24 protein-coding genes are annotated in these 22,843 nt (G+C 69.4%); 12 read left to right on the top strand and 12 right to left on the bottom strand.

Annotated features, from left to right (window positions below; genetic code table 11):
- Positions 1 to 98: 98 nt before the first annotated feature.
- The 4 genes from ELY12_RS00285 (at position 99) to ELY12_RS00270 (ending at position 4,458) form a co-directional block, all read left to right on the top strand.
- On the top strand, positions 99 to 578 hold the full coding sequence (locus ELY12_RS00285; RefSeq protein ID WP_126174703.1) for a Csu type fimbrial protein: 480 nt from the start codon (positions 99 to 101) through the stop codon (positions 576 to 578).
- Positions 579 to 753: 175 nt separating this feature from the next.
- The gene (locus ELY12_RS00280) at positions 754 to 1,230 is read left to right on the top strand and encodes a Csu type fimbrial protein (protein WP_126174702.1); all 477 of its coding nucleotides are present in this window, start codon (positions 754 to 756) and stop codon (positions 1,228 to 1,230) included.
- A 23-nt stretch (positions 1,231 to 1,253) separates the two neighbouring features.
- A complete protein-coding gene (locus tag ELY12_RS00275) occupies positions 1,254 to 2,000 on the top strand; it encodes a fimbrial biogenesis chaperone (protein WP_126174701.1) in 747 nt (248 codons plus the stop codon).
- The gene (locus ELY12_RS00270) at positions 1,972 to 4,458 is read left to right on the top strand and encodes a fimbria/pilus outer membrane usher protein (protein ID WP_126174700.1); all 2,487 of its coding nucleotides are present in this window, start codon (positions 1,972 to 1,974) and stop codon (positions 4,456 to 4,458) included. The genes ELY12_RS00275 and ELY12_RS00270 overlap by 29 nt, the downstream gene beginning before the upstream one ends.
- On the opposite strand, the gene ELY12_RS00265 is transcribed toward ELY12_RS00270, so the two are convergent.
- Entirely contained in the window at positions 4,445 to 5,260 is an 816-nt protein-coding gene (locus ELY12_RS00265; protein ID WP_126174699.1) for a hypothetical protein, read from the bottom strand. The two genes, ELY12_RS00270 and ELY12_RS00265, sit on opposite strands and share 14 nt — an antisense overlap.
- A 184-nt stretch (positions 5,261 to 5,444) precedes the next feature.
- A complete protein-coding gene (locus tag ELY12_RS00260) occupies positions 5,445 to 5,927 on the bottom strand; it encodes a GAF domain-containing protein (RefSeq protein ID WP_126174698.1) in 483 nt (160 codons plus the stop codon).
- Between the two features lie 61 nt (positions 5,928 to 5,988).
- On the opposite strand from ELY12_RS00260, the gene ELY12_RS00255 reads away from it, so the two are divergent.
- Positions 5,989 to 7,449 carry a PQQ-dependent sugar dehydrogenase gene (locus tag ELY12_RS00255; protein ID WP_126174697.1) on the top strand — a complete coding sequence of 487 codons (1,461 nt, stop codon included), beginning with the start codon at positions 5,989 to 5,991 and terminating at the stop codon, positions 7,447 to 7,449.
- Positions 7,450 to 7,453: 4 nt separating this feature from the next.
- On the opposite strand, the gene ELY12_RS00250 is transcribed toward ELY12_RS00255, so the two are convergent.
- Both ELY12_RS00250 and ELY12_RS00245 read right to left on the bottom strand, forming a co-directional pair.
- Complete coding sequence (locus ELY12_RS00250; RefSeq protein ID WP_126174696.1) at positions 7,454 to 8,266, bottom strand: ATP-binding protein; 813 nt, start codon at positions 8,264 to 8,266, stop codon at positions 7,454 to 7,456.
- Positions 8,263 to 9,996 carry an acyl-CoA dehydrogenase family protein gene (locus ELY12_RS00245; RefSeq protein WP_241229657.1) on the bottom strand — a complete coding sequence of 578 codons (1,734 nt, stop codon included), beginning with the start codon at positions 9,994 to 9,996 and terminating at the stop codon, positions 8,263 to 8,265. The genes ELY12_RS00250 and ELY12_RS00245 overlap by 4 nt, the downstream gene beginning before the upstream one ends.
- Before the next feature lie 51 nt (positions 9,997 to 10,047).
- On the opposite strand from ELY12_RS00245, the gene ELY12_RS00240 reads away from it, so the two are divergent.
- Complete coding sequence (locus ELY12_RS00240) at positions 10,048 to 10,986, top strand: L-threonylcarbamoyladenylate synthase (RefSeq protein WP_126174695.1); 939 nt, start codon at positions 10,048 to 10,050, stop codon at positions 10,984 to 10,986.
- On the opposite strand, the gene ELY12_RS00235 is transcribed toward ELY12_RS00240, so the two are convergent.
- From ELY12_RS00235 to ELY12_RS00220, 4 genes are all read right to left on the bottom strand, one after another.
- Entirely contained in the window at positions 10,983 to 11,312 is a 330-nt protein-coding gene (locus ELY12_RS00235; RefSeq protein ID WP_126174694.1) for a hypothetical protein, read from the bottom strand. The genes ELY12_RS00240 and ELY12_RS00235 overlap by 4 nt on opposite strands.
- A 57-nt stretch (positions 11,313 to 11,369) precedes the next feature.
- On the bottom strand, positions 11,370 to 12,191 hold the full coding sequence (locus ELY12_RS00230) for a head GIN domain-containing protein (protein WP_126174693.1): 822 nt from the start codon (positions 12,189 to 12,191) through the stop codon (positions 11,370 to 11,372).
- A gap of 133 nt (positions 12,192 to 12,324) precedes the next feature.
- Positions 12,325 to 13,056 (bottom strand): head GIN domain-containing protein, encoded by a 732-nt coding sequence (locus ELY12_RS00225; RefSeq protein ID WP_126174692.1) that lies wholly within the window; start codon positions 13,054 to 13,056, stop codon positions 12,325 to 12,327.
- A 155-nt stretch (positions 13,057 to 13,211) separates the two neighbouring features.
- Positions 13,212 to 13,748, bottom strand: a complete 537-nt coding sequence (locus ELY12_RS00220) for a CarD family transcriptional regulator (RefSeq protein ID WP_126174691.1) — start codon at positions 13,746 to 13,748, stop codon at positions 13,212 to 13,214.
- A 292-nt stretch (positions 13,749 to 14,040) separates the two neighbouring features.
- Here ELY12_RS00220 and ELY12_RS00215 point away from each other — a divergent pair, with 292 nt between their 5' ends.
- Entirely contained in the window at positions 14,041 to 14,919 is an 879-nt protein-coding gene (locus ELY12_RS00215) for a tetratricopeptide repeat protein (protein WP_126174690.1), read from the top strand.
- Here the strand turns inward: ELY12_RS00215 and fdxA are convergent, their stop codons facing one another.
- Genes fdxA through ELY12_RS00200 form a run of 3 tightly spaced genes read right to left on the bottom strand, consistent with a single transcriptional unit; the run spans position 14,920 to position 17,971 of the window.
- Positions 14,920 to 15,258: a ferredoxin FdxA gene (fdxA, locus tag ELY12_RS00210; protein WP_126174689.1), complete on the bottom strand. Its 339-nt coding sequence runs from the start codon at positions 15,256 to 15,258 to the stop codon at positions 14,920 to 14,922.
- Positions 15,255 to 15,551 carry an RNA-binding S4 domain-containing protein gene (locus ELY12_RS00205; protein ID WP_338142036.1) on the bottom strand — a complete coding sequence of 99 codons (297 nt, stop codon included), beginning with the start codon at positions 15,549 to 15,551 and terminating at the stop codon, positions 15,255 to 15,257. The genes fdxA and ELY12_RS00205 overlap by 4 nt, the downstream gene beginning before the upstream one ends.
- An 11-nt stretch (positions 15,552 to 15,562) precedes the next feature.
- Positions 15,563 to 17,971 (bottom strand): helicase-related protein, encoded by a 2,409-nt coding sequence (locus ELY12_RS00200; protein WP_126174758.1) that lies wholly within the window; start codon positions 17,969 to 17,971, stop codon positions 15,563 to 15,565.
- Between the two features lie 185 nt (positions 17,972 to 18,156).
- Here ELY12_RS00200 and ELY12_RS00195 point away from each other — a divergent pair, with 185 nt between their 5' ends.
- The 5 genes from ELY12_RS00195 to ELY12_RS00175 are packed head-to-tail and all read left to right on the top strand — an operon-like array spanning position 18,157 to position 22,194.
- The gene (locus tag ELY12_RS00195) at positions 18,157 to 19,791 is read left to right on the top strand and encodes a peptidoglycan DD-metalloendopeptidase family protein (protein ID WP_338142035.1); all 1,635 of its coding nucleotides are present in this window, start codon (positions 18,157 to 18,159) and stop codon (positions 19,789 to 19,791) included.
- Between the two features lie 37 nt (positions 19,792 to 19,828).
- Positions 19,829 to 20,824, top strand: a complete 996-nt coding sequence (gene hemB / locus ELY12_RS00190) for a porphobilinogen synthase (RefSeq protein WP_126174687.1) — start codon at positions 19,829 to 19,831, stop codon at positions 20,822 to 20,824.
- Positions 20,821 to 21,366 carry a GNAT family N-acetyltransferase gene (locus ELY12_RS00185; RefSeq protein WP_126174686.1) on the top strand — a complete coding sequence of 182 codons (546 nt, stop codon included), beginning with the start codon at positions 20,821 to 20,823 and terminating at the stop codon, positions 21,364 to 21,366. Before hemB ends, ELY12_RS00185 begins: the two co-directional genes overlap by 4 nt.
- Positions 21,363 to 21,932: a gamma carbonic anhydrase family protein gene (locus ELY12_RS00180; RefSeq protein WP_126174685.1), complete on the top strand. Its 570-nt coding sequence runs from the start codon at positions 21,363 to 21,365 to the stop codon at positions 21,930 to 21,932. Before ELY12_RS00185 ends, ELY12_RS00180 begins: the two co-directional genes overlap by 4 nt.
- A complete protein-coding gene (locus tag ELY12_RS00175) occupies positions 21,913 to 22,194 on the top strand; it encodes a DUF167 domain-containing protein (RefSeq protein WP_126174684.1) in 282 nt (93 codons plus the stop codon). The genes ELY12_RS00180 and ELY12_RS00175 overlap by 20 nt, the downstream gene beginning before the upstream one ends.
- On the opposite strand, the gene ELY12_RS00170 is transcribed toward ELY12_RS00175, so the two are convergent.
- Positions 22,179 to 22,829 (bottom strand): YoaK family protein, encoded by a 651-nt coding sequence (locus tag ELY12_RS00170; RefSeq protein WP_126174683.1) that lies wholly within the window; start codon positions 22,827 to 22,829, stop codon positions 22,179 to 22,181. The two genes, ELY12_RS00175 and ELY12_RS00170, sit on opposite strands and share 16 nt — an antisense overlap.
- Between the last annotated feature and the right edge of the window lie 14 nt (positions 22,830 to 22,843).

Genomic DNA, 22,843 nt, shown 5'->3' with positions numbered 1-22,843 from the left:
GTCTGGTTTCCGGGCCGTTTACCTTCCCCTAACGGAATTCCCCTAATTGCTCTCCTCTGGATCGTTGGGGGAAGAGCGTGACGAGGCGTCTGCGCCGCATGTCAGCAATAGGGATCGCCGGGGGGCTGATGGCCGCCGGCACCCCTGCGCTCGCGGGCCAGGCGACCAACACAGTCGATGCCAAGGTCACCGTGGTGAGCGGCTGTTCGCTGCAGACGTCGGACCTGATGTTCGTAGCGCCCAATCCGCTCATCGGCCTGATCATCGATTCGTCGACCAACCTGACGGTAAAGTGCACGCCCAACACCGACTACTCGATCGACATCGACGACGGCGCGCAGCCCCAGGCCACCAACAAGCGCCGCATGATCAGCGCCGGCGGTGCGACGATCCCGTACAATGTCTACTTCAACGCGGCACGGACTGCGGTGTGGGGCAAGGGCGCCGGCAAGAACTTCGCCGGCAATTCGGGCACCGGCGCGGCGCAGAGCATTCCCGTCTACGGCAGGGTGACGATCGCCGCACTGATTCCCGCTGGCGGCTACAAGGACACGCTGACGGTCACGCTCAATTTCTGAGCGATTCGCGCGATCGTTGTGCGCGTGGTTAAGCGTTTACTCCGAATTAACCATCACATCCTAGGTATTCTCCCATACCGGAGCGCTAACGTCGTAAATACGATTAGCGAATTGGCAAGTAATTGCCCGTATCAACGGCGGCGGCTTTTACTGCCGATCGTTAGGGGAATACATAATGCGTAAGATTGCTTTCGGGATCGCGGCCGCTGCCGCCATCGCCTCGACGCCGGCCCTCGCGGGTACCGCCACCGGCACCGTCCAGGTTTCGCTCAACGTCAGCTCGGCCTGCAGCGTCACCGCGCAGCCGCTCGACTTCGGCACGACCAACTCGTTCGCCGCCAACATCGACACCTCGTCGGCCACCACCGTGAAGTGCACCCCGACCGCGCCCTACACGGTGTTCGTCAGCTACGGTGCCAACGCCGGTGCGACCACCCAGCGCAAGCTGCTGTCGACCACCTCGTCGGCGACCGTGAACTACGACATCTACTCGGATTCGAGCCGCACCGCCGCCTGGAGCCCGACCGCGGGCAAGACCGGCGTGGGCGACGGCACCGAGCAGGCGATGACCCTGTACGGCCGCGTGCCGGTGCAGACCGCGGTTGCCGCCGGTGACTACAAGGACACCGTGACGGTCACCGTCAACTACTGAGCCCTTTCCCGGAGAGACACGTGATGATCCGCCGTATCCATACCCTGCGCGCCTTGGCCGCACTGACGATCGGCGGATCGTGCCTCTCCGGAATGCTCCTGACGAGCCCCGCGCCGGCCGCCCCCGGCGAGTTCGGCGCGGGTCTCGCCATCAGCCCGCTGCGCATCGAAATCGACGATGCCGACCGCGGTGCCACGGTCATGCTGACCAATACGTCGGAACGCGCCCTGCCGGTGCAGTCCCGTCTGTTCGCCTGGAGCCAGGCGGGCGGCGAGGACGTGTACGAAGCGAGCTCGGACCTGACGATTTCTCCGTCCATTGCCTCCATCCCGCCGGGAGAGACGCAGATCGTGCGCGTGCTGCGCTCGGGTGCGGCCTCGCCGGGCGAGAAACGCTACCGGCTGGTCGTCGACCAGTTGCCGGATCCCGCCGCTGCCCGTGCGGGCGCCGCGGAAGCGCGCATTCGCTTTGCCGTGCCGATGTTCCTCGACCGCGCCAAGACCGCCCCCGCCCAGCTCGACTGGCGGATCGGCGTGAACGGGATCGAGCTTGCGAACACCGGCGGCGCGACCGCGCGCGTCCTGCAACTGGACGTCAAGACAGCGAACGGCACATCGGTGCCGGTCGAGCGCAATTCGCTGCGCTATGTCCTGGGTAACTCGACCATCGCCTGGCCCGTGGAGAACGCCTGTTCATTGGGACCGGTGACCGTCACCGTCTCGATCGACGGCCGGACGGTCGATGCCCAGCCTCGCTCGACGTGCAGCTAGGCCCTCCTCTGCCCTGATCGCGGCGCTGGCGGCACTCGCCGGCACCCCGCTCGCGGCGCAGAGCGACCCTTTCGAACTTCCCAAGGGCCTGACCGCCCAGACCGTCCGTCCCGACGACGGCCCGCGCCTGTCGGAGATCACCGTCGACGGCCGCAGCCGCGCGCGCATGATCACGGTCGCGGGCTCGGGCAGCGCGCTGACGATCAACGCCGAAGACGCCCGCGCCGCCGGCCTGCCGGTACCCGATGGCGTCGATGGGCCGATCAAGTTGGCCGATCTCAAGCTCTACGAATGGAAGTACGACAGCCTGCGCCAGCGGCTGAGCGTGAAGCTGTTTCGCCACGGCGACGGCGACAACCTCAAGGACTTCGCCGCGCGCGGGGAAGCGGCCAGCGAAAGCGCGCCGCTGCTGGCGCTGCGGGTGGACTACGACCTTACCGCCACGGTCGCGCGTGGGCACTCGAGCGCCGGCGGGCTGGTCTCCGCGACAGTCGTCTACGGCAACTTCGCGCTCAACAGCAGCGCCCGCGCGGCGACCGATCCGCAGCTCGGCTCGCCCGCCCTGTTGCGGCTCGATACCACTGCGCGGCTCGCGTTCCCTGAGAAAGGCTGGAGCGCCTCGGTGGGTGACTTCGTCAGCGCCGGCAGCCAGAGCCAGCGCGCGGTACGCATGGGCGGTGTGCAGATCGCCTCCGATTTCGACCTCAGGCCCGATCTCGTGACCGTGCCGCTGCCCGAATTCGCCGGCAGCGTCGCGGTCCCGACCACGATCGACGTGCTTGCGGGCGACCAGCGCTACCAACTGGGAGAAGTTGCGCCAGGCGACTTCACCGTGCGCAACGTGCCCAGCCAGCCCGGCCGGGGCGAGGCGTCAGTGATCCTGCGCGACGCGCTGGGGCGCGAAGTCGTCCAGACCGCGCGGTTCTACATCTCCAACGAATTGCTCGCGCCGCACACCACGGACTTCGCGGTCAACGCCGGATTCGTCCGACGACGATACGGCATCGTCAGCAACGACTACGGACAACTTGCGGCCACCGCCTATGTCAGGCGGGGCCTTTCGTCGTATCTGACGCTCGAGGCGAGTGGCGAGTGGACGCAAGGTGTCGGCAATGCCGGCGTCCGGGGCGACTTCGTGATCGCCAAAGTCGCGCTGGCGACCGTAGAAGCGCGCATGAGCCGCGATTCCATCGCCGGAACGGGTACTTTGCTCCATGTCGCGCTCGAATCGGTCGGGCCGAAGTTGGGCGGAAGCATTCGCGCAACTTTGCCGAGTGCAAACTACCGCGATGTCGCCACCCGGCTCGGCGACGATCCACCCCCGCGGGAATACGCGGCGCAGTTCTTCTACCGCTTTAGCGCCGATAGCGAGCTGCAGCTGTCGTACGCCCGGCAGCAGTACCGCAGCTTGTTGCCGACGGGCCTGGGTGACCGCGATAGCGAGGTGCTCAACGCCAACTTCCGCGCCCGGCTTTCCAAGCGCGCGACTTTGTTCGCGGGCGGCGGCATGCGGCGCGGGAACAGCGGCACCGCGTACTCGGCGGCCATCGGCATCTCGCTCAGCCTGGGCGGGCGAACCAATGCGGGTGCCTATGCCAGCTACGACGATGGTAACCTGGCTGGCTCGGCAACCTACGCGCACGATGCGCAAGCCGACGGCGAGTTCGGCTATCGGGGGCAGATGAACGTCTCGGAGACCAGCCAGCGGCTGACCGGCGGCCTGACCTGGCGCGACCGGCGGGTGTTCCTCGACGGCCAGATCGAGGAGGTCGACGGCAAGTTCGCCGCCCGCGCCAATGCGCGCGGCACGCTGCTGCTCGCGGGCGGGACGGTGTTCGCGCGCAACCAGTCGGGCGGCAGCTATGCGCTGGTGCGCACCGGCAAGGTCGGCGGGATCCCGATCACCCGCGAGAACCAGGATGTCGGCGTGACCGACGAGAGCGGGCTGCTGCTGGTGCAGGACATCCCCGCGCAGGCGACGATCAAGATCGACGTCAAGGCCGACAAGCTCCCCGCCGACGCCCTGGTGCGCGAGACCACCCACTTCATCCGCGTGCCGCGCCGCGCTGTGGCGCTGGTGGACATCGAAACGCTGCGCTTCCGCCCCGTCCTGCGCAAGCTTACCGACCCCAGCGGCCAACCACTGCCCGCGGGCCTGCCGGTCAAGGCGCTGCCGTCGGGCGAGACGACCATCGTCGGTTTCGACGGGGTCGCGGAGATCAACGCCGGCACCGGCGATACACGCCTGATGGTCGGCAATGCCGGGCAGTTCTGCGTGGTGGATCTCAAGGGCGTCGCGCTCGAGAGGGGAGACGACCACCCGCTCGCCTGCCAACCCGCGGCGATCGCCAATGACGGCGCGGGCGACGGTCAGCTCACCACCGGGCGAATCGCCGCAAAGGATCGCAAGAAGCGCGAGCGCCCTCCGCGCCGCGCGGTCGCGCTCAGCGGGTCTTGATGTACTTGGTCGGCTTGGCCGGGCGCGGCGCCGGGTGGTGGCGCGGCGGAATCGAGCGGCTGCGCACCGGCACGTCGACCCACTCCTCGGTCACCGTCTCGCGTACGACCTGGCGCTGCGGGACGGCGACCAGCACCGGGACCAGCGCGTAGCCGCCGTACCCGTAACCGTAGCCGGGGTATCCGTAGCCGTAGCCCGGATGGCCGTATCCGTTCGCCATGTAGCGATCGAGGTAGAACGCGCACTCGTCCTCGTGCCGCCGCTCACCGACCGCGCCGATCGCGGTGCCGATCGCGACCCCGGCGATCCCGCCCACGCCCGCGCCCAGCAAGGTGCCGGCGAGACGCTTGGAATCCCACGCCCGGTTGCCGACGACGCCGCCCACCACCGCGCCGAGCAACCCGCCGATCACGCCCGCGCGATCCTTGCGATCGACCCCGCGGATTCGCTCATGGCAATTGGCGAGCCAGCCGTCGCGGTCGAACTGCGGCGGCAGCGTTTGGGCGTAACCGGGATAGGCGCCCGGGTAGTGATAGGGTGCGCCATAGGTGTGCGGCACGGCGTACGCGGCGGGCGGTGCTGCATAGACCACTTCGGGCGGCGCGGGCGGCACGGGGGGCATCGGCGGCATCGGAGGTGGCGGCGGCAGATCCGCCGCGTCCTCGACCCATTCTCCGGCCACCGGCGGAGGCGGCGGAGCGGGCGGCAGGGGCAGCGCCTGAACCATTGGGTCGCTGCGGAACACCACCGCGCCAGCGGGCGCGGGCTGCGCATATTCGTAGCTCCCCGCCTCCTGGGCCACCGCAGGCGCACCCACAGCAAGCGCGCCGGCAGCGGCGGAGATAGCGAGAAGGCGGCGAGCAACTGGCAGACGCATGTGATTCCCCGTTGTGCGGGCGCCCGAGTCGGCGCGCGTTAACGGAAAATTTAGCATCTCCTTACGCGGCGGCCCAAGTGGCCCCGCGCGGCCGTCCCGAAACGGGTCGCTAAATGCGCGAGGCCAGCATCGCGGCGAGCGCTTCGACGCCGGCTGCATCCTCGGCATCGAAGCGCGCCGGACTCGGACTGTCGAGGTCGATCACCGCGATCACCGCGTCATCGCGCACGACCGGCACCACTAGCTCGGAGCGGCTGGCGGCGTCGCAGGCGATGTGACCGGGGAAGGCATGCACGTCGGGCACCAGCTGGGTCGTTGCGCTCGCCGCCGCAGCGCCGCATACGCCCTGTCCGAACGGGATGCGGATACAGGCCGGCCGGCCAGCGAACGGGCCGAGTACGAGTTCCCCCCCAACTGTGCGGTAGAACCCCGCCCAGTTGAGATCGGGCAGATACTCCCAGACCAGCGCCGCCACATTGGCCATGTTGGCGATCCCGTCGCGTTCGCCCTCGGTCAGCGCGGCGGCGGCATCGGTGAGCTGGCGGTAGAGCTCGGGCTTGCCGAGCGCGGCATCGGGGCGGAAATCGTACATGGGCCGGCATGTAGTGTAGCACGCCGTTGCCGCAAGCCGCTCGGCGTCCTACGCTTGGCTCATGAGCATCGGCCGCAAGTTCCTCGTCGGCGTCCTCGTCGCGATCCTAGTGATCATCGGCGTCGTCGCCTATCTCGCCACCCCCGACCGCGCGAAGCTCGCGCTCGCCGCGGTCACCGGCACCGATCCGCAGTTGACCGACGTGCGCGCAGAGAGCTTCCCCACCGTCGGTATCGCCGAGCCGGTGGGTTGGAAGGCGAACGAAGCGCCCACGCCCGCGCAAGGGCTGACGGTCACGCGTTTCGCCGAAGGGCTCGATCACCCACGCGTGATGCTGGTGCTGCCCAACGGCGATGTGCTGGTCACGCTGACCAACCGGCCTGGCTCGGGCGATCCGGGCGGGCTGACCGGGATGGTGCAGAAGTTCCTCTTCCGCAAAGCCGGCGCGGACGTGCCGACGCCCAACAAGATCGCGCTGCTGCGCGACACCGACGGCGACGGCCGCGCGGATCAGCGCACGCTGCTGGCGAACCCCGCGCTCTCTTCGCCCGGCGGCATGGCGTGGAAGGACGGCACGCTTTACGTCGGCAATCACAATGCGCTGCTGGCGTTTCCCTACGCGCTCGGCGCGACCAGTCTCGAGGGCAAGCCGGTTAAGCTGATGGACCTGCCCGGCGGCGGCAATCACTGGATGCGCAACGTCGCACTCTCGCCCGACGGCAAGGACCTTTACGTCACCGTCGGCTCCGCTTCGAACATCGCCGAGAACGGGATCGAGGCCGAGACCGGCCGCGCCGCGATCTGGAACTACAACCTGGACAAGAAGAGCGGCCGCCTGTTCGCCCGCGGCATGCGCAACCCCAACGGCCTCGCTTTCAGCCCCTGGAGCGGCGAGCTGTGGTCGACGGTCAACGAACGCGACATGCTGGGCTCGGACATGGTGCCCGATTACCTGACCGATGTGCCGATCGGCACCGACTACGGATGGCCATGGGTGTGGTGGCGCAACACCTTCGACGAGCGGGTCGAGGCGCCGCAGCCCGACGGGTTCAACCAGACCTACATCCGCATCCCGCGCTATGCGCTGGGACCGCACGTCGCGGCGCTCGGCCTTGCGTTCACCAGCGGCGGCGAAACGCTCGGCGACAAGTTCGCCTCAGGCGCGGTGATCGCGCGGCACGGCTCGTGGAACCGCGAGCCCAAGTCGGGCTATGACGTGATCTACGTGCCGTTCGATGCGCGCGGCAACCCGGCGGGCAAGCCGGTGCCGCTGCTGACCGGCTTCCTGGCGAAGGACGGCAAGACCACGCGCGGCCGGCCGACCTGGGTCGCGTTCGCCAAGGACGGCGCGCTGCTGGTGACCGACGACACTGCCGGCATCATCTGGCGGGTGACCGCCCCGGGGGCCAAGCCGGCGGCGGCGATCGGCCGGCTCGGCGGCGACCGCCTGCCGCCCCAGCGCGAGCTGCGCGGCAACGCGGCGAGCTTCGGCGACGACTTCGCGCAGATCACGGCGGAGTGAGGCGCTAGAGCTGCCGTCCCGCGCGGCCGGCGAGCTCGGTGACATATTGCCACGCGGTGCGGCCCGAGCGCGCGCCGCGCCGCTTGGCCCACTCGAGCGCGTCGGCCTGGTCCCACGCGAGCCCGAGCGGGTCGGCGTAGGCGGCGACGATGCCGAGGTAATCGTCCTGGCTCGCATTGTGGAACCCGATCGCGAGGCCGAAGCGGTCGGCGAGTGCCTGCAGGTCGTCGAGCGCATCGCGCGGGTTGAGCGGATCGTCCTGCTCGGCGCCGTGGCGCGGGACGATCGCGCGGCGGTTGCTGGTCACCGCGAGCCGGACGTTGCAGGGCCGTGCCTCGACCCCGCCTTCGAGCCACGAACGCAAGTGACGCGGGCCGCTGGAGTCGCCCTCCGCGAAGCCGAGGTCGTCGAGATAGACGAGGAAGTTGCGCGGTCGCCCGGCGAGGTTGGCGAACAAGGCGGGCAGGCTCGGCAGCGCATCGGCGGCGACCTGCACCAGCGCGAGCGAGCCTTGGCCTTGCGCGGCGATCGTCGCGGCGCGGACGAGCGCGCTCTTGCCCATCCCGCGCGCGCCCCACAGCAGCATGTCGTGCGCCGCCGCACCGCGCGCGAGGCGGGCGATGTTCTCCGCGACCTGCGTCTTCTGCCGATCGATCCCGATCAGTTGACCAAGCGCCGGCGCTTCGATCCGCTCGATCCCGCGTGCAGCGGAGCCGTCCCACACGTAGGCGGGATAGGCAGTCCAATCGGTGTTCGCTGCAGGCGCGGGAGCCAGCCGTTCGAGCGCCGCCGCTATCCGCTCGAGCGGATCGCTCATGCGGTCAGCGCCTCGGTCGACAGCGCGTAGAGCACCTCAGCGCCGCCGCGCGCCGCCGCCGCGAGTCCGAGCGCTTCTGGCACGACTTGCTCCAGGAAGTAGCGCGCGGTCACCGGTTTGCTCGCGGCGAGCGATGGCGCAGCCCCCGCCGCAACCGCTTCGGCCTGACGGGCGAGTTGCCAGCCCGCGACCGCGACCGCGCACATCGTGGTGAACGGCACGCTGCCCGCCAGCTTGTCGTCGACCGACGCCTCATCGCGCATCCAGCGCGCGATCTCGCGGCATTCGCCCGCAAGCTCGGCGAGTGCGGAGTCGGTTGTGCCGTTCTGCGCGTTAGCCAGCAGCGCGTCGAGCGCCTCGCCGCCCTCCAGCCCCAGCTTGCGGGTCACGAGGTCTGCCGCCTGGATGCCGTTCGTGCCTTCGTAGATCGGCGCGATGCGGGCGTCGCGATAGTGCTGCGCCGCGCCGGTCTCCTCGACGAAGCCCATCCCGCCGTGGACTTGGACGCCGAGGCTGGCGACCTCGACCCCGACGTCGGTGCCCCACGCCTTGAGCATCGGCACCAGGCATTCGCCGCGCGCCGCCGCCGCGGCATCACCCAGCGTGCCGCGATCGACCTGGCCGGCGGTATAGTAGAGCAGCGCCCGCGCGCCCTCGGTCAGCGCCTTCATGCGCAGCAGCATGCGCCGAACGTCGGGATGCTCGATGATCGCGACGGGCGCGCGGTCGGCGGAGCCGGCGCGGACCGACTGCACGCGCTCGCGCGCGTATTCGAGCGCCGCCTGGGTCGCGCGTTCGCCGATCTGCACGCCCTGGTTGCCGACGTTGATCCGCGCGTTATTCATCATGGTGAACATGGCCATCAGCCCGCGGTTGGGCTGGCCGACCAGCTCGCCGATGCACTCGCCGTTGTCGCCGTAGGACATGACGCAGGTCGGCGAGGCGTGGATGCCGAGCTTGTGCTCGAGGCTGACCGCGCGGACATCGTTGCGCGCGCCGAGCGAGCCGTCGGCGTTGACGTGGTATTTGGGCACCACGAACAGCGAGATACCGCGGCTGCCCTCGGGTGCATCGGGCAGGCGCGCGAGGACGAGGTGAATGACGTTGTCGGCCAACTCGTGATCGCCCCAGGTGATGAAGATCTTGGTCCCGGCGATCCGGTACTTGCCGGCGTGCTCGCCGTCTTCGACCGGGGTTGCGGTGGAGCGCAGCGCGCCAAGGTCACTGCCGGCCTGCGGCTCGGTTAGGTTCATCGTCCCCGACCATTCGCCGCTGATCATCTTCGGCAGGTAGAGCGCCTGCTGCGCTGCGCTGCCGTGCTGCTCCAGCGCATCGATCGCGCCGGTGGTGAGCATCGGCAGCAGGTTGAACGCGAAGTTCGCAGTGCCGAGATTTTCGAGGACGTTGCAGCCCAAGGCAAACGGCAGGCCCTGTCCGCCGTGTTCGGCAGGCGCTGCGACGGTGTTCCAGCCCTGTTCGACGTAGTGATCATACGCTTCATTGAAGCCCGCTGGCAGCCGCACCACGCCGTTTTCGAGCTTGGCGCCTTCGAGATCTCCAATCCGATTGAGCGGCGCCCATTCGCCCGCGGCGAACGCCCCGATCCCCTCGACGATCGCCGCGACCATGTCGGGCTCGGCGGCGGCGAAGCGCTCGGACTGCGCGAGCTCGCCGATCCCGGCGCAGACTTCGAGCGCGAGCAACTGGTCGGCGGTGGCGGGGCGATACACGGGGCGGTTCTCCTTGGGCCTGGCGGCGATGTGCGCTTATAGCGCGCGCCGATGGGCGACAAGCACACCGAAAAGCTGGGGGCGGACCAAGCCGGTATTGGCCGCGCCGCGGCGCTGCTCGAGGCGGGCGGACTCGTCGCGCTGCCGACCGAGACCGTCTACGGCCTCGCTGCGCGCGCGGACCGGGCGGAGGCGGTGGCCGCCCTGTACCGCGCCAAGGGGCGGCCCGACTTCAACCCGCTGATCGTGCATGTGCCTGACCTCGCGGCGGCGGAAAGGCTCGCGCAATTTGACGAGCGCGCACTCGCGCTGGTGCGGCGTTTCTGGCCGGGGCCGCTGACCCTCGTGCTGCCGCTACTGCCCGAAGCGGCCATCGCGCCCGCCGTAACCGCGGGCCTGCCCACGATCGCGCTGCGCTGTCCCGCTCATCCGATCATGCGCGCGGTGCTCAAAGCGAGCGGACTACCGCTTGCGGCCCCTTCGGCGAATCGCAGCGGCGCGGTCAGTCCTACCGCCCCCGAGCATGTGCGGGCGAGCCTGGAGGGGCGGATCGATGCCGTCCTCGACGGCGGGACCAGCGAGCGTGGTCTCGAATCGACCATCGTCGCGGTGCGCGAAAATGGGTGGCAGCTGCTGCGCGCCGGCCCGGTACCTGAGCGGGACCTCGTCGCGCTGCTCGGTGCGCCCATGGAGATGCAATCGGCGCGGATCGAGGCGCCGGGCCAACTTGCGCAGCACTATTCGCCCGGCAAGCCGGTCCGGCTCAACGCCAGCGAAGCGGCAGCGGACGAGTTCATGATCGGCTTCGGGGCGATCGCGGGTGACTGCAATCTGTCGCCGACGGGCGATCTGCCGGAGGCGGCCGCACGCCTCTACGCCGCGCTTCACGCGGCTGCCGCGTCTGCGCATCCCAAAGTCGCGGTCGCCCCGATCCCGGATCACCACATCGGCGCTGCGATCAACGACCGCCTGCGCCGCGCGGCGGCCTAGCGTTCCGGCTCGACCGGGACCTGCGGCAACAGAAGCTGGATCTCGGCGTTGAGCGCCGAAGAGCGGTCGCACGCGCGACGATCGCCGTTGAGGCACGCCTTGTCGCTCTTGTCGCGCTCGCGCTGAAGCTGGCCGAGCCGCTCCTCGCGCTTGCGGATTTCGCGGCCCCGCTTCTCGTCCGCCTCGGACTGGCTGGTGGTCGCGAGATCGACCGCCTTCGACGCTACGCGCACCGGTGCGGTGGCGACATCGAGCGCGGTCTTGGCGAGACAGCCGGAGACGCTGAACGAAGCAATTGCGAGCAGGACAAGCGAAGGGCCGCGCATCGAAAATTCCTTTCGGTGCGCGGCCCTTACATGCCCCGGCGTTGCGGGGCGATGAATTTACTCAGGGGTCGGCGTGTCGCCCGGGGGCGGCGGCGGAGCCGGCGGGGCAGCGGGCGGCGGCGGCGCGTCGCCCATGCCTTGCGAAGTGGTGCCGGCCGTGCAGTGCAGCTTACCCGAGCCCATCGATTGGATGGTGCACTTGGCGTTGCCGGTGACCGTCACGTTCCCCGACCCCATCACGGTCGCGTCGACCTTGCCGTCCGAGGCGAAGCTAGCATCGCCAGAGCCGGCGATCGTGACGTCGGCATTGTCGACCTTGAGCCCCGCCATGTTGGCGGTGCCCGAACCGGCGACGGTGAGATCGAGATCCTTGGCCCGGCCTGCCGCCTCCAGCGTGCCCGAGCCGGCAATCGTCACGTCGAGCTTGTCGGTCTCCACCGATTTGACCCGCGCGGTACCGCTGCCCGCGATCACCGCATCGACATCGCCGGTCAGGCGGTCGGCGTCGATCGTGCCCGAACCCGCGAGCGTCAGCTTGGCGAGATCGGGCAGGGTAACGCGCACGGTCGCCTTGCCCTCGCCCTTCCAGCCGTTCTTGCGCATCACGCCCAATGACTTGTCGTCGAGCGTGAAACGCAGCGCCTCGGCGACCGCGGGATCGCCGCCGACATCGATCGTCAGCTTGTCGCCGCGCGTGACGATGACGTTGTCGGGCCCGGCGAGCACCAGCTCGGTCGGCGCCTTGCCATTGAGGTCGAGCTCGGACAGCGGCACGCCTTCGTGGCCGTTGACCGAGATATGGCTATCGCAGCCCGAGATGCCCGCCGCGAGCGCGATGGCGAACACCGGCGCGACGCCTTTCAAAATCTTGTGCAACATGAACCTTCGATCCTCACAATGATCCAGTCCGTATTGCCGATATAATACAGCAAGTGCGGTCCGGCAATGGCGCATGCGAGAAGGGCCGCCCGAGAGAGCGGCCCTTAGTCGATGACGGTTGGCAGGTGGTCGATCAGGCGCCGCAGGTGAGGCGGCCTGAGCCGATCCGCGATTGCTTGCAGGTCGCGCTGCCGTGGACCGCGATGTCGCCGCTGCCGGTGATGGTCGCGGTGACCGTGCCGTTCGAACGGAAGGTCATGTCGCCCGACCCCGCGACCGTGACGCTTGCCCCGCCGGCGGCAAACTGCCGGCCGTCGAACGTGCCGCTGCCCGCGATGGTCAGTCGGGCACGCTCGGCCCGGCCGGCCACGGTCAGATCGCCCGATCCGGCAACGGTTCCGTTGAGCGAGCGCGCGGCAACCGCGCCGACGGTGAGATCGCCCGACCCGGCGACGGTGGCCGAGACTTGGTCGCCGCTCAGCCGGTCGACCCCGAACGCGCCCGAACCGGCGAGCGTTGCCGCATGGATGGCCGGCGCGGTGACGTAGATGGTAGCGGCGGGCAGCTTGGTGTGGTCGCCCGAGCGGCGGCCGACGATCAGCTGGCCGTCCTCGACCAGGAAGCGCAGCCGCTCAAGCGTGCTCGGATCACCCTCGGCACGGACCTGCCAGCGATTGCCCGTGGTGAACCGCACGGTGTCGGGCCCGGCGGCGTTGACCTTGTCGAAATTCCCGGTCGCCGACCAGGCGGTGGGAATGGGCTTTCCCTCGTCGAGCGCATTGCGCGAATGCCCGGGGAACGCGAGCGCCGAGGCGGCGAGCGAGACGGCCGCGGTAGCTACAAGCAGAGAGCGGATCGGAAGCATGATGGGGGACTCCAGCAGTTGACGCTACATTTGTAGCGCGGACTGCTTACCCGGTCCAGACCGTTCGTCGGCAGTTGTAGGCCGCTGGTCGAGCGCGCACGAAAAAGGGCGCCTCCCGCGACAGGAAGCGCCCCTTTTTTCGTCAGCCTTGAGGCTTACGCCTCTTCAGCGGTCTCGTAGTACTTCGGCGCGTGCTCGCGCAGCACGGCGAGGATCTTGCCGAGCGCGGTCGGCTCGTCGGTCTTTTCCATCGCGGCCAGCTCACGCGCGAGGCGCGACGAGGCGGCTTCGAAGATCTGCCGTTCGGAGTAGCTCTGCTCGGGCTGGTCTTCGGGGCGGAACAGGTCGCGGGTCACCTCGGCGATCGAGACCAGGTCGCCCGAGTTGATCTTCGCTTCGTATTCCTGCGCACGGCGGCTCCACATCGTGCGCTTGACCTTGGGCTTGCCCTTCAGGGTCTCCATCGCCTCGCGCAGGGTCTTGTCGCTCGACAGCTTGCGCATGCCGATTGATTCGATCTTGTTGACGGGCACCCGCAGGGTCATCCGCTCTTTCTCGAACCGGAGCACATAGAGATCGAGCTTCATGCCGGCGATCTCTTCGCTCTGCAGCTCGACCACACGGCCCACGCCGTGCTTGGGATAAACCACGTAGTCGCCGACCTCGAAGGCGGTGGGGGCCTGGCTAGCCATCAAAATTCCTTTCATGGGCGGCGAACGCGAGGCGTCAGGCTCTTCGCAACCGGCTGGAAAGCCGATCGCAAGCAGACTGTCGTGTCGCTAGAGTGCCGCGCCTTTCCGATACGAACGTCGCCGCCGGGACTCGGTCACCAGCGCGCTTGTTGCATTATATAGCATAACGGCAACAAAATTTCCACCCCGGTGTGCGGCCCGCGTCCGAGGAGGCGGTTGCGGTGGCGACCTCGCACTCTCTCTGACGGGTTCGAGGCCTTGCGGCTCTTACAGCGATGGCACAAACTGGGGTATGCTCGCCCATCTGCTTGCCACCGCTGCCGCGCTCCAAGCGCCCGAGTTCTCCGCCGATGTCAGCGCCGCGATGGAGAGCCGTGCCGCCTCCGGCAATGAAGCTTTCCTCGCTACCATCGAGCAGTTGATCGCGCGCGATGATGCCAGCGCGATCGAATTGATGGGCGAACTGCTTATCAATGGTGGGATGGGCCTACCGCGCGATACCGCGAACGCTTGCGCGCTGTTCACCCGCGCGGCCGGGCGTCGCGGCGACGCCGCGCATAATCTCGCGCGCTGTTACGAACGCGGCGAAGGGTTGGCGCTCGACAAGGCGAAGGCGCGCGAATGGTACGCGAAGGCCGCCGGCTTGGGTTACCTGAAGTCGGGTTGCGCACTCGGCAACATGATGATCGCGGGTGCGGGCGGAGCGAAGGACGTGGCCGGCGGAATCGCGCTATGCCGCAAGGCCGCCGATGCGGGCGACCCCGACGCGCAGACCGATTACGGCAACTTCTTTCTGATGGGGCAAGGCGTCGAGCGCGATTTCGCCGAAGCGCGCCGATGGTACACGCTCGCCGCCGTGCAAGGACAGGCCAACGCGCAGTTCGTGCTCGGGCAGATCTATTGGAAGGGCGACGGCACGCCGGTCGACGGGACGGCCGCGGCGGAGTGGTGGAAGCGCGCCTATGCCGGCGGACGCAAGGATGCCGCCGGACTGATCGTGGGCGAACTGTTCGGCCGGATGGTCACCACGCGTGACGGCAAGCAGACGGTCGATCGCGCCCTGCTGCCCGAGACTGTCATGTGGCTGGAGCGCGCCGTGAAATACGAACCCGATGCCGAACGCCGGCGCGCGTTCGAAAAGGCGCTGAATTCGCTCCGCAGCGGTGGTTGATCAGTCGCCTTCGCCGGGCTCCGGGGTGAAGAACTTCTCGTACTTGCCCTCTTCGCCCTTGTGCTCGTCGGCGTCGGCCGGCGGGTCTTTCTTCTGGGTGATGTTGGGCCATTCGGCGGAGAACTTGGTGTTGAGCTCCAGCCACTGCTCGAGGTTGTCCTCGGTGTCGGGCAGGATCGCCTCGGCCGGGCACTCGGGCTCGCACACGCCGCAGTCGATGCATTCGCTGGGGTTGATCACCAGCATCGTCTCGCCTTCGTAGAAGCAATCGACCGGGCAGACCTCGACGCAGTCGGTGTACTTGCACTTGATGCAGGCGTCGGTGACGACGTAGGTCATTTCGGATGGCCCCTCTCAGGCGTTGGCGGTTCGCCCGGTGCTATGGCGCTTTGGCCGTGCGGGTCAAGCGCGCGGTAGCAGCCTTGCGCTTCGGCCGCCGGTCCGCGCCTGGTGGGAAGCGCGATCAGCTCGATCACCTTGACCCCGCCCGGGAGCGGCACCGTCAGCGTGTCGCCCGCCACCACATCCTGGCTCGCGCGCAACACCCGCGCGCCGTTGCGGCGGACGTGACCTTCATTGACGAGCGCCTGCGCAAGGCCGCGGGTTTTGGTCAGGCGCAGCTGCCACAGCAATTTGTCGATCCTCAACGGACCAGATCGGCCAGCGCCGCGAACGCGCTGCCTTCGCGCACCTGCGGCTTGTGCGGCGCGTCGGTGTGGCGGGAGGGGCGCCAGGTCCACTTGTCGGGCGCCGGCGGGCCAGACGCACCCGCGGCAAGCGGCCGACTGCGTTGGACCTTGAAGCCCGCCGCACCGAGCAGCCGCACCCAGCTCGCTGGCTTGAGCCCGGTCGAGGTTGCGAGCGCCGGGTCGAGCGTGAAGTTCCGCGCGCGGCCCGCCTTGGCGCGCACTTCATGCGCGGCGCGCAGCAGCTTCTCGGCAACATCGACACGTACCGCCTGCTCCCCCGCGGACCGGTACCCAGCGGGGAGGTGACGGCTGGCCGGGAGGACCGAGGGCATGTCCGGCGCCAGTGGCCGGCGGTCGAGCCCGGCCGCGTGCAGCGCCCCGCGCGCCGCAGGCTTGAGCAGCGCGGGCGCGAACACGTCGAGCGCGCCGAAGGTGACGCCAAGACGGCGCAGGAACGGCCTGAGTTCGCGCGGCAGGTGCTCGATCCCGGCGCGGTCGCGCTGGATCGTGCCGTGCCCGCCGATGAGCGCGAGCAGCAGCGCGCGTGCTTCGCTCCCGGCGGCAGGATCGCGCGTCGCGGCCTCGAGCGCGGTCAACGGCGCGAGCGGGGAGAGGCGCTCGGCGAGCCAGGTCTCGATCGCAGCGAGCAGCGCCTGGCGTTCGGTCTCGGGGATCGCCGCTAGTTCGCGCGTCGGCACGATCCGTGGCCGGGTGGCCGCCGGGCCCGGCTCGAGGTGCGCCAGCGCGCGGCCCTGCCAGCGCACTTCGCCCGCGACCAGCTCGAACGCCGGCTCGGCCGCCACCGCCCGCGCTCGTTCGGCGAGCAGGCCCGGGAGCGCCTTCTCCGCCGCCGCCAGCAGCATGCGCCGGTCGCTGTGGTTGGCGCGCGGATCGACCACGAAGCGGAAGCCGTCGAGGTGGCCGATCGGCTCGTCCTCGACCGTCACGACGTCACCCTCGCCGAGCGAGACAGGCAGCAGGGCCGCGTCGTTACCGATGCTCTTCATCAGGATCGTGGTCCTCCGGTTGACGAACCGCTCGGTCAGCCGCGCGTGGAGCGCGTCGGACAGGCGGGCCTCGACCGCGCGGGCGCGGGCGGCCATCTCGTCGCGCGCCAGCACCCAGTCGGGGCGCTGGGCGATGTATGCCCACGATCGGATCGCGGCGATACGCCCTTGCAGCGTGTCGATGTCTCCCTGCGGCCGGTCGAGCTCGGCGATGCGGGCGGCGACGTAGTCGGCGCCGAGATGGCCGCGCGCCAAGTCCTGCCACAGTCGCGCGACGAACCGCGCGTGGGTGTCGGGACCGCTCTGGCGGAAGTCGGGCAGGCTGCACGCCTCCCACAAGCGCCGCACCATGCCCGGGCCGCGCACGTCGGCGGCGGCCGGATCTTCTGCCAGCCGCTTGAGCACCGCGAGATCGACCGCCTCGGGCGCGCGCACCAGGCCCGGCTCGGGCGGCGCGGATTCGAGATCGGCGATCAGCGCGGAGACGCTGTCGAACCGCGGCTCCGCCTCGCGCCAGTAGAGCGCGGTGAGCGGCGCGAAGCGGTGCTCCTCGATCGCGTAGACTTCCTCATCGGTGAACTCGGGACTGGTTCCGCCCATGCCCGAAAGCGTGCCGAAGCTGCCGTCCTGCTGGTGCCGCCCCGCGCGCCCGGCGATCTGGGCCATCTCGGGCGGGGTCAGCCGCCGCTGGCGCACCCCGTCGAACTTGCTGAGGCCGGCGAACGCGACGTGCGTCACGTCGAGGTTGAGGCCCATGCCAATCGCGTCGGTGGCGACGATGTAGTCGACCTCGCCCGACTGGAAGAGCGCGACCTGCTTGTTGCGCGTTTCGGGCGAGAGCCCGCCCATCACCACCGCCGCGCCGCCGCGAAAGCGCCGCAGCATCTCCGCCACGGCGTACACCTGCTCGGTCGAGAACGCGACCACCGCGCTCCTCGGCGGCAGGCGGCTCAGCTTTTTCGCGCCCGCATGCGTCAGGGTGGAGAAGCGCGGGCGGGTGACGATCTCCGCCTTGGGGATCAGCGCCTTGACCATCGGTTCCAGCGTCGAGGAGCCGAGCAGCATCGTCTCCTCGCGCCCGCGCGCGTGGAGGAAACGGTCGGTGAACACATGCCCGCGCTCGCGGTCGGCCGAAAGCTGCGCCTCGTCGAGCGCGACGAATGCATGACCGCCGCCGAGCCGCGGCATCGCCTCCGCCGTGCAGCAGAAGTAGCGCGCGTCCTTGGGCTCGATCCGCTCCTCGCCGGTGATGAGGGCGGCTGCCTTCTCGCCCTTGAGACGGACGACGCGGTCATAGACCTCGCGCGCCAGCAATCGTAGCGGGAAGCCGATCGCGCCCGAGGAGTGTCCGCACATCCGCTCGATCGCGAGGTGCGTCTTGCCGGTGTTGGTGGGTCCGAGGACCGCCTTGATCGTCACATGCGCCAATGTGGCACCGGGGGCGCACGCCCGCAACCGACTGAAAAATTAGGCCGTCATTAACTTCGTTCGGGCAGAGAAAACGGCGCGGGTGGCGCGGGATCGCCGCTCGCGCAAGCTGTGTGGAGGCCGCGCTGTTCCAGTCGCGCGACAATGAGCATTCGGGGCACGGCCCTGCGGACGGCGTGCCCGGGTGGCGCGCCGCCGCGCTCACGCACGCGCAGATGGTCCGCGAAAGCGAACCGGCTTGGCGCCGGCAGACACGATCCCTCGCCGAACGAGTGGAAGCCTGGCGCGAGCGGGCCGAGCGGCGCCTCGACCGTGCCGACCTCGCGCCCGATCTCGCCGAGGCGATCGGCAGCCGCCGCTGGTTCCGCGGGCTGGGCACCTTCGTCGGCCTCTCGGCTTTCAGCCTCGCCTTCTGGCCCGGCTTCGCCCCGCTCGAGGCGGCACCGGCGACCCGGGTCGACAACGAGGTACGCGACGAATTCCGCAGCCAGATGATCATGCCGCTGGCGCTCGGTGCCGACAGCGGGCGGCACATGGGCGCGACACCGTCGGTGGTTCCGCTGCGCGCCGCACCCGAGCGTCCGACCATCCAGTTCGTCGCGACCCTGGTGCAAGGGGACAGCTTCGGCCGAATGCTCCAGCGCGCCGGAATCGGTGCCGGCGATGCCGCGCGGGTCGAGAGCCTGATCGCGCAGAACGTCTCGCTGGGCGACATCGCTCCCGGCACGCAGATCGACGTCACGCTCGGCCGCCGGCCCGGCGCTGACCAGCCGCGCCCGCTCGACGCACTTGCATTCCGCGCGCGGTTCGACCTCGCGCTCAAGATCGAGCGGAGCGGCGGCGGCCTCGCGGTCGAACGCCAGCCGATCCGGGTCGACAGCACGCCGCTGCGCATTCGCGGGCTAGCGGGCAATAGTCTCTACCGGTCGATGCGCGCCGCGGGCGCCCCGGCGAGCGCGGTCCAGCAGTACCTCCAGCAGCTCGGTCAACAAGTCGATCTCGACAGCGGGGTGCGCCCGACCGACACGTTCGATCTCATCGTCTCATACCGCCGCGCGGCGACCGGAGAGCGCAAGGTCGGGGACTTGCTCTACGCGGGCATCGACCGCGACGGGAAGCCCAAGACCCAGCTCATGCGCTGGGGCACCGGCGATGTGTTCTATGAAGCCTCGGGCGTGGGCGAGCAGACCAGCGGGCTCCTCGCTCCGGTCCCCGGGCGCGTGACTTCGAACTTCGGCATGCGGCGGCATCCGATCCTCGGTTACGTGCGCCGTCACGCCGGAATGGACTTCCATGCCGCGTACGGCACACCGATCCACGCGGTGACCGACGGGTATGTCCTGTCGGCGGGCCGCGCGGGCGGGTGCGGTAATGCGGTCAAGCTGCAGCACGCGGCGGGCCTCGCCACGCGTTATTGCCACATGAGCCAGATGGCGGTCAGCGCCGGGCAGCAGGTGCGGCGCGGACAGGTGATCGGCTACGTCGGGACCACCGGCCTCTCGACCGGCGCGCATCTTCACTACGAGATGTATCGCAACGGGCAGGCGATCAATCCGGCGAGCGTGGCCTACGTCACCCGCGCGCTGCTCTCTGGCGCCAGCCTCCAGCGGTTCCGCAGCGTGTTGGCGCAGCTCAAGACCGTGCCGGTCGGCGCGGCGCTCAATCCGCTCGGTGCGAGCGCGGCGGAGAGCAAGGCGCTGGAGCCGTCGCGCGAGATCGACCGGCTGGAGCCCGCCCGCCCGCACTGATTGCTTGGCGGCGCGGTTTGGGGCAACAGCGGCCTCGATGACTGCCGCCTATCCCAACCTCCGCCTCCGCCGCACGCGCTCCGCCGGGTGGAGCCGCGCGCTCTATCGCGAGACGGTGCTGACGCCCGCCGATCTCATCTGGCCGTTGTTCGTGACCGACGGTTCGGGGGTGGAGGAACCGATCGGATCGCTGCCAGGGGTGTCGCGCTGGTCGGTCGACGGGATCGCCAAGCGTGCGAAAGAAGCGCTCGATCTGGGTGTTCCGTGCCTCGCATTGTTCCCGAACACCCCCCGAACGCTGCGCAGCGACGATGGGGGCGAAGCGCTCAACCCCGACAACCTGATGTGCCGCGCGATCAAGGCGATCAAGGATGCGGTCGGCAGCGACATCGGCGTGCTCACCGACGTCGCGCTCGATCCCTACACCAGCCACGGGCAGGACGGACTGATCGACGGACAAGGCTACGTCACCAACGACGATACCGTCGCGGTGCTGGTCGACCAGGCGATCAACCAGGCCGAGGCCGGCGCAGACATCATCGCGCCGTCCGACATGATGGACGGCCGGGTGCGCGCGATCCGCATGGCGTTGGAGATGGGCGGGCACCACAACGTGCAGATCATGGCCTACGCCGCCAAGTACGCGAGCGCCTTCTACGGCCCGTTCCGTGACGCGGTCGGCTCGGGCGGGCTGCTCAAGGGCGACAAGAAGTCGTACCAGATGGACCCGGGCAACGCCGAGGAAGCCTTGCGCGAAGTCGCGCTCGATCTCGCCGAGGGCGCCGACAGCGTGATGGTCAAGCCGGGGCTGCCCTACCTCGACATCGTGCGGCGGGTGAAGGAGCGGTTCGAGGTGCCGGTGTTCGCCTACCAGGTGAGCGGCGAATACGCGATGATCGAAGCCGCCGCGGCTGCGGGCGCGGGTGACCGCGACGCGCTGGTGTTGGAGACGCTCACCGCGTTCAAGCGCGCCGGTTGCTCGGGCGTGCTGACCTATCACGCGGCGCACGCGGCGCGGTTGCTCGGCGCATGATCGAGACCGAACGCCTGACCTTGCGCGAATGGCGCGAAGAGGATTGGCCGAGCTTCTGGGCCGGCACCAACACACCGAACGTCATGCGCTGGCTCGGTGGGCTGCTGGACGAGGACGGTATGGCCGCCACCCGCACGCGGGTCGAGAATTGCGCGGCGGCGAACGGGTTCTGCTTCTGGGCGGTCGAGCGCAAGAGCGACGGCGAAATCCTTGGCTTTTGCGGATTGAAGCGCGCCGACGCGCCTGGCTCCACGGTCACCGGCGCGATGGAGATCGGCTGGCGCCTGCGCGAGGATGCGTGGGGACAAGGCTATGCCAAGGAAGCCGCCACCGCCTCGCTCGATGCCGCATTCCAGCGCTTCGGCGCGGACGAGGTGATCGCGCTGACCGTGCCCGGCAACACGCCGAGTTGGGGGCTCATGACGCGCCTCGGCATGCGGCGGCGCGAGGAGCTCGACTACACGGACACCCGCTTCGGCGAGGAGCTTAACCCGACGATCGTCTATTCGATCGACCGCCAGACCTGGGAGAACCGCGCATGATTGATCGTCCCGGCGTCCGCATCGTCTCGATCCACGGCAAGAGCCCGCAGATCCACGGCAGCGCGTTCATCGCGCCGGGCTGCACGATCATCGGCGACGTGACCATCGGCGCGGATTCGAGCGTGTGGTACAACTGCGTGCTGCGCGCCGATGTCAGCCGGATCGTCATCGGCGAGCGGACCAATATCCAGGACGGCAGCGTGCTCCACTGCGACCCGGCGCGGCCCGGCGATCCCGACGGCTCGCCGCTCATCATCGGCGACGACGTGCTGGTCGGCCACATGGTCATGTTGCACGGCTGCCGGATCGAGAACCGCGGCTTCGTCGGACTCGGCGCGATCGCGATGAACAAGGCGGTGATCGGCCCGGACGCAATGCTCGCCGCCGGCGCGATGCTGACCGAGGGCAAGGTCATGGGGACACGCGAGCTGTGGGGCGGCCGCCCCGCGCGCAAGATGCGTGACCTCGACGACATGGCCGTCGCCGGCATGCGCATGGGCGTCGCGCACTATGTCGAGAACGGCCGCGCGCATGCCGCGGCGATCGATGGCGCGGCCCAAGGCTGACCTGCCGCCAGCCGAGGCGATCCTTGCCCTCGCCGATGAGCGCAGGCGTCTTGCCCTGCGCGTGACCCCCGGCGCGCGGGAGGAATCGATCTTGCTGCTAGACGGCAGGATTTGCGTAAAAGTGCGCGCCAGGCCCGATGGCGGCGCCGCAAACGAAGCGGTGCTGGCGCTGCTCGCCAGGGCGCTCGGCGTGCCCCGCTCCGCGCTGACCCTGTTGCGCGGCGCAACTTCGCGCGAGAAGCTGGTTCAGCTCAGCGACTGATCTGGCACGCGTTCGATGCGCCACGCCGCGCCGAGCAATGCCAGCCCCCCTCCCGCGGCGATCCATGGCGTGACCCCTCGCAGTGTCTCGAACGCAAGCCCGCCGAACACCGCGCCGGCTGCGAGTCCAAGCCACAGCCACCCCGCTGCTAGCCGGCCCGAGGGATCGCCGCGCGTGATCCGCGTCGCGAGCCCCTGCCCGAACCGGACCAGCGCGCCAGTCATGTAGGTCACCCCCACTGCCACCTCGCCGTTGCGCCGAAAGACGTTGTTGAGGGCTCCCATCGCCAACACCGACGCGCCGAGGAAGCCCGCGCGTGACACCTGGTCGAGCGCCGCTGCCACGACCAGCAGACCGGTACTCAGCGCCAGTACGCGGGACTTGCGCCGCGCCTCGCTGCTATCGGCGACCAGCGCGCCGATCACGACGCCGGCCACGAACCCGCCGATCAGTCCCACCGGCAGCAATGCTCGCACCGGATCGTTGATGAGGTCGACGCCGAGGCGTGTCGTGTTCCCCGACATGAAGGAAGTGAAATACCCGCCGGCGGCCAGAAAGCCGGTCGCGTCGACAAACCCGGCGAGCGCGGCGAGCGCAATCGCGAGCCGGCGACGGGGTCGGTCGAGCTGCTGCACTGCCTATCGGCGGG

Origin of the sequence: Tsuneonella rigui (assembly GCF_003958625.1) — a bacterium.
Lineage (GTDB): Bacteria > Pseudomonadota > Alphaproteobacteria > Sphingomonadales > Sphingomonadaceae > Tsuneonella > Tsuneonella rigui.
Note: the sequence above shows the minus strand (reverse complement) of the source record. Positions and strands in the feature narration are given on the sequence as shown.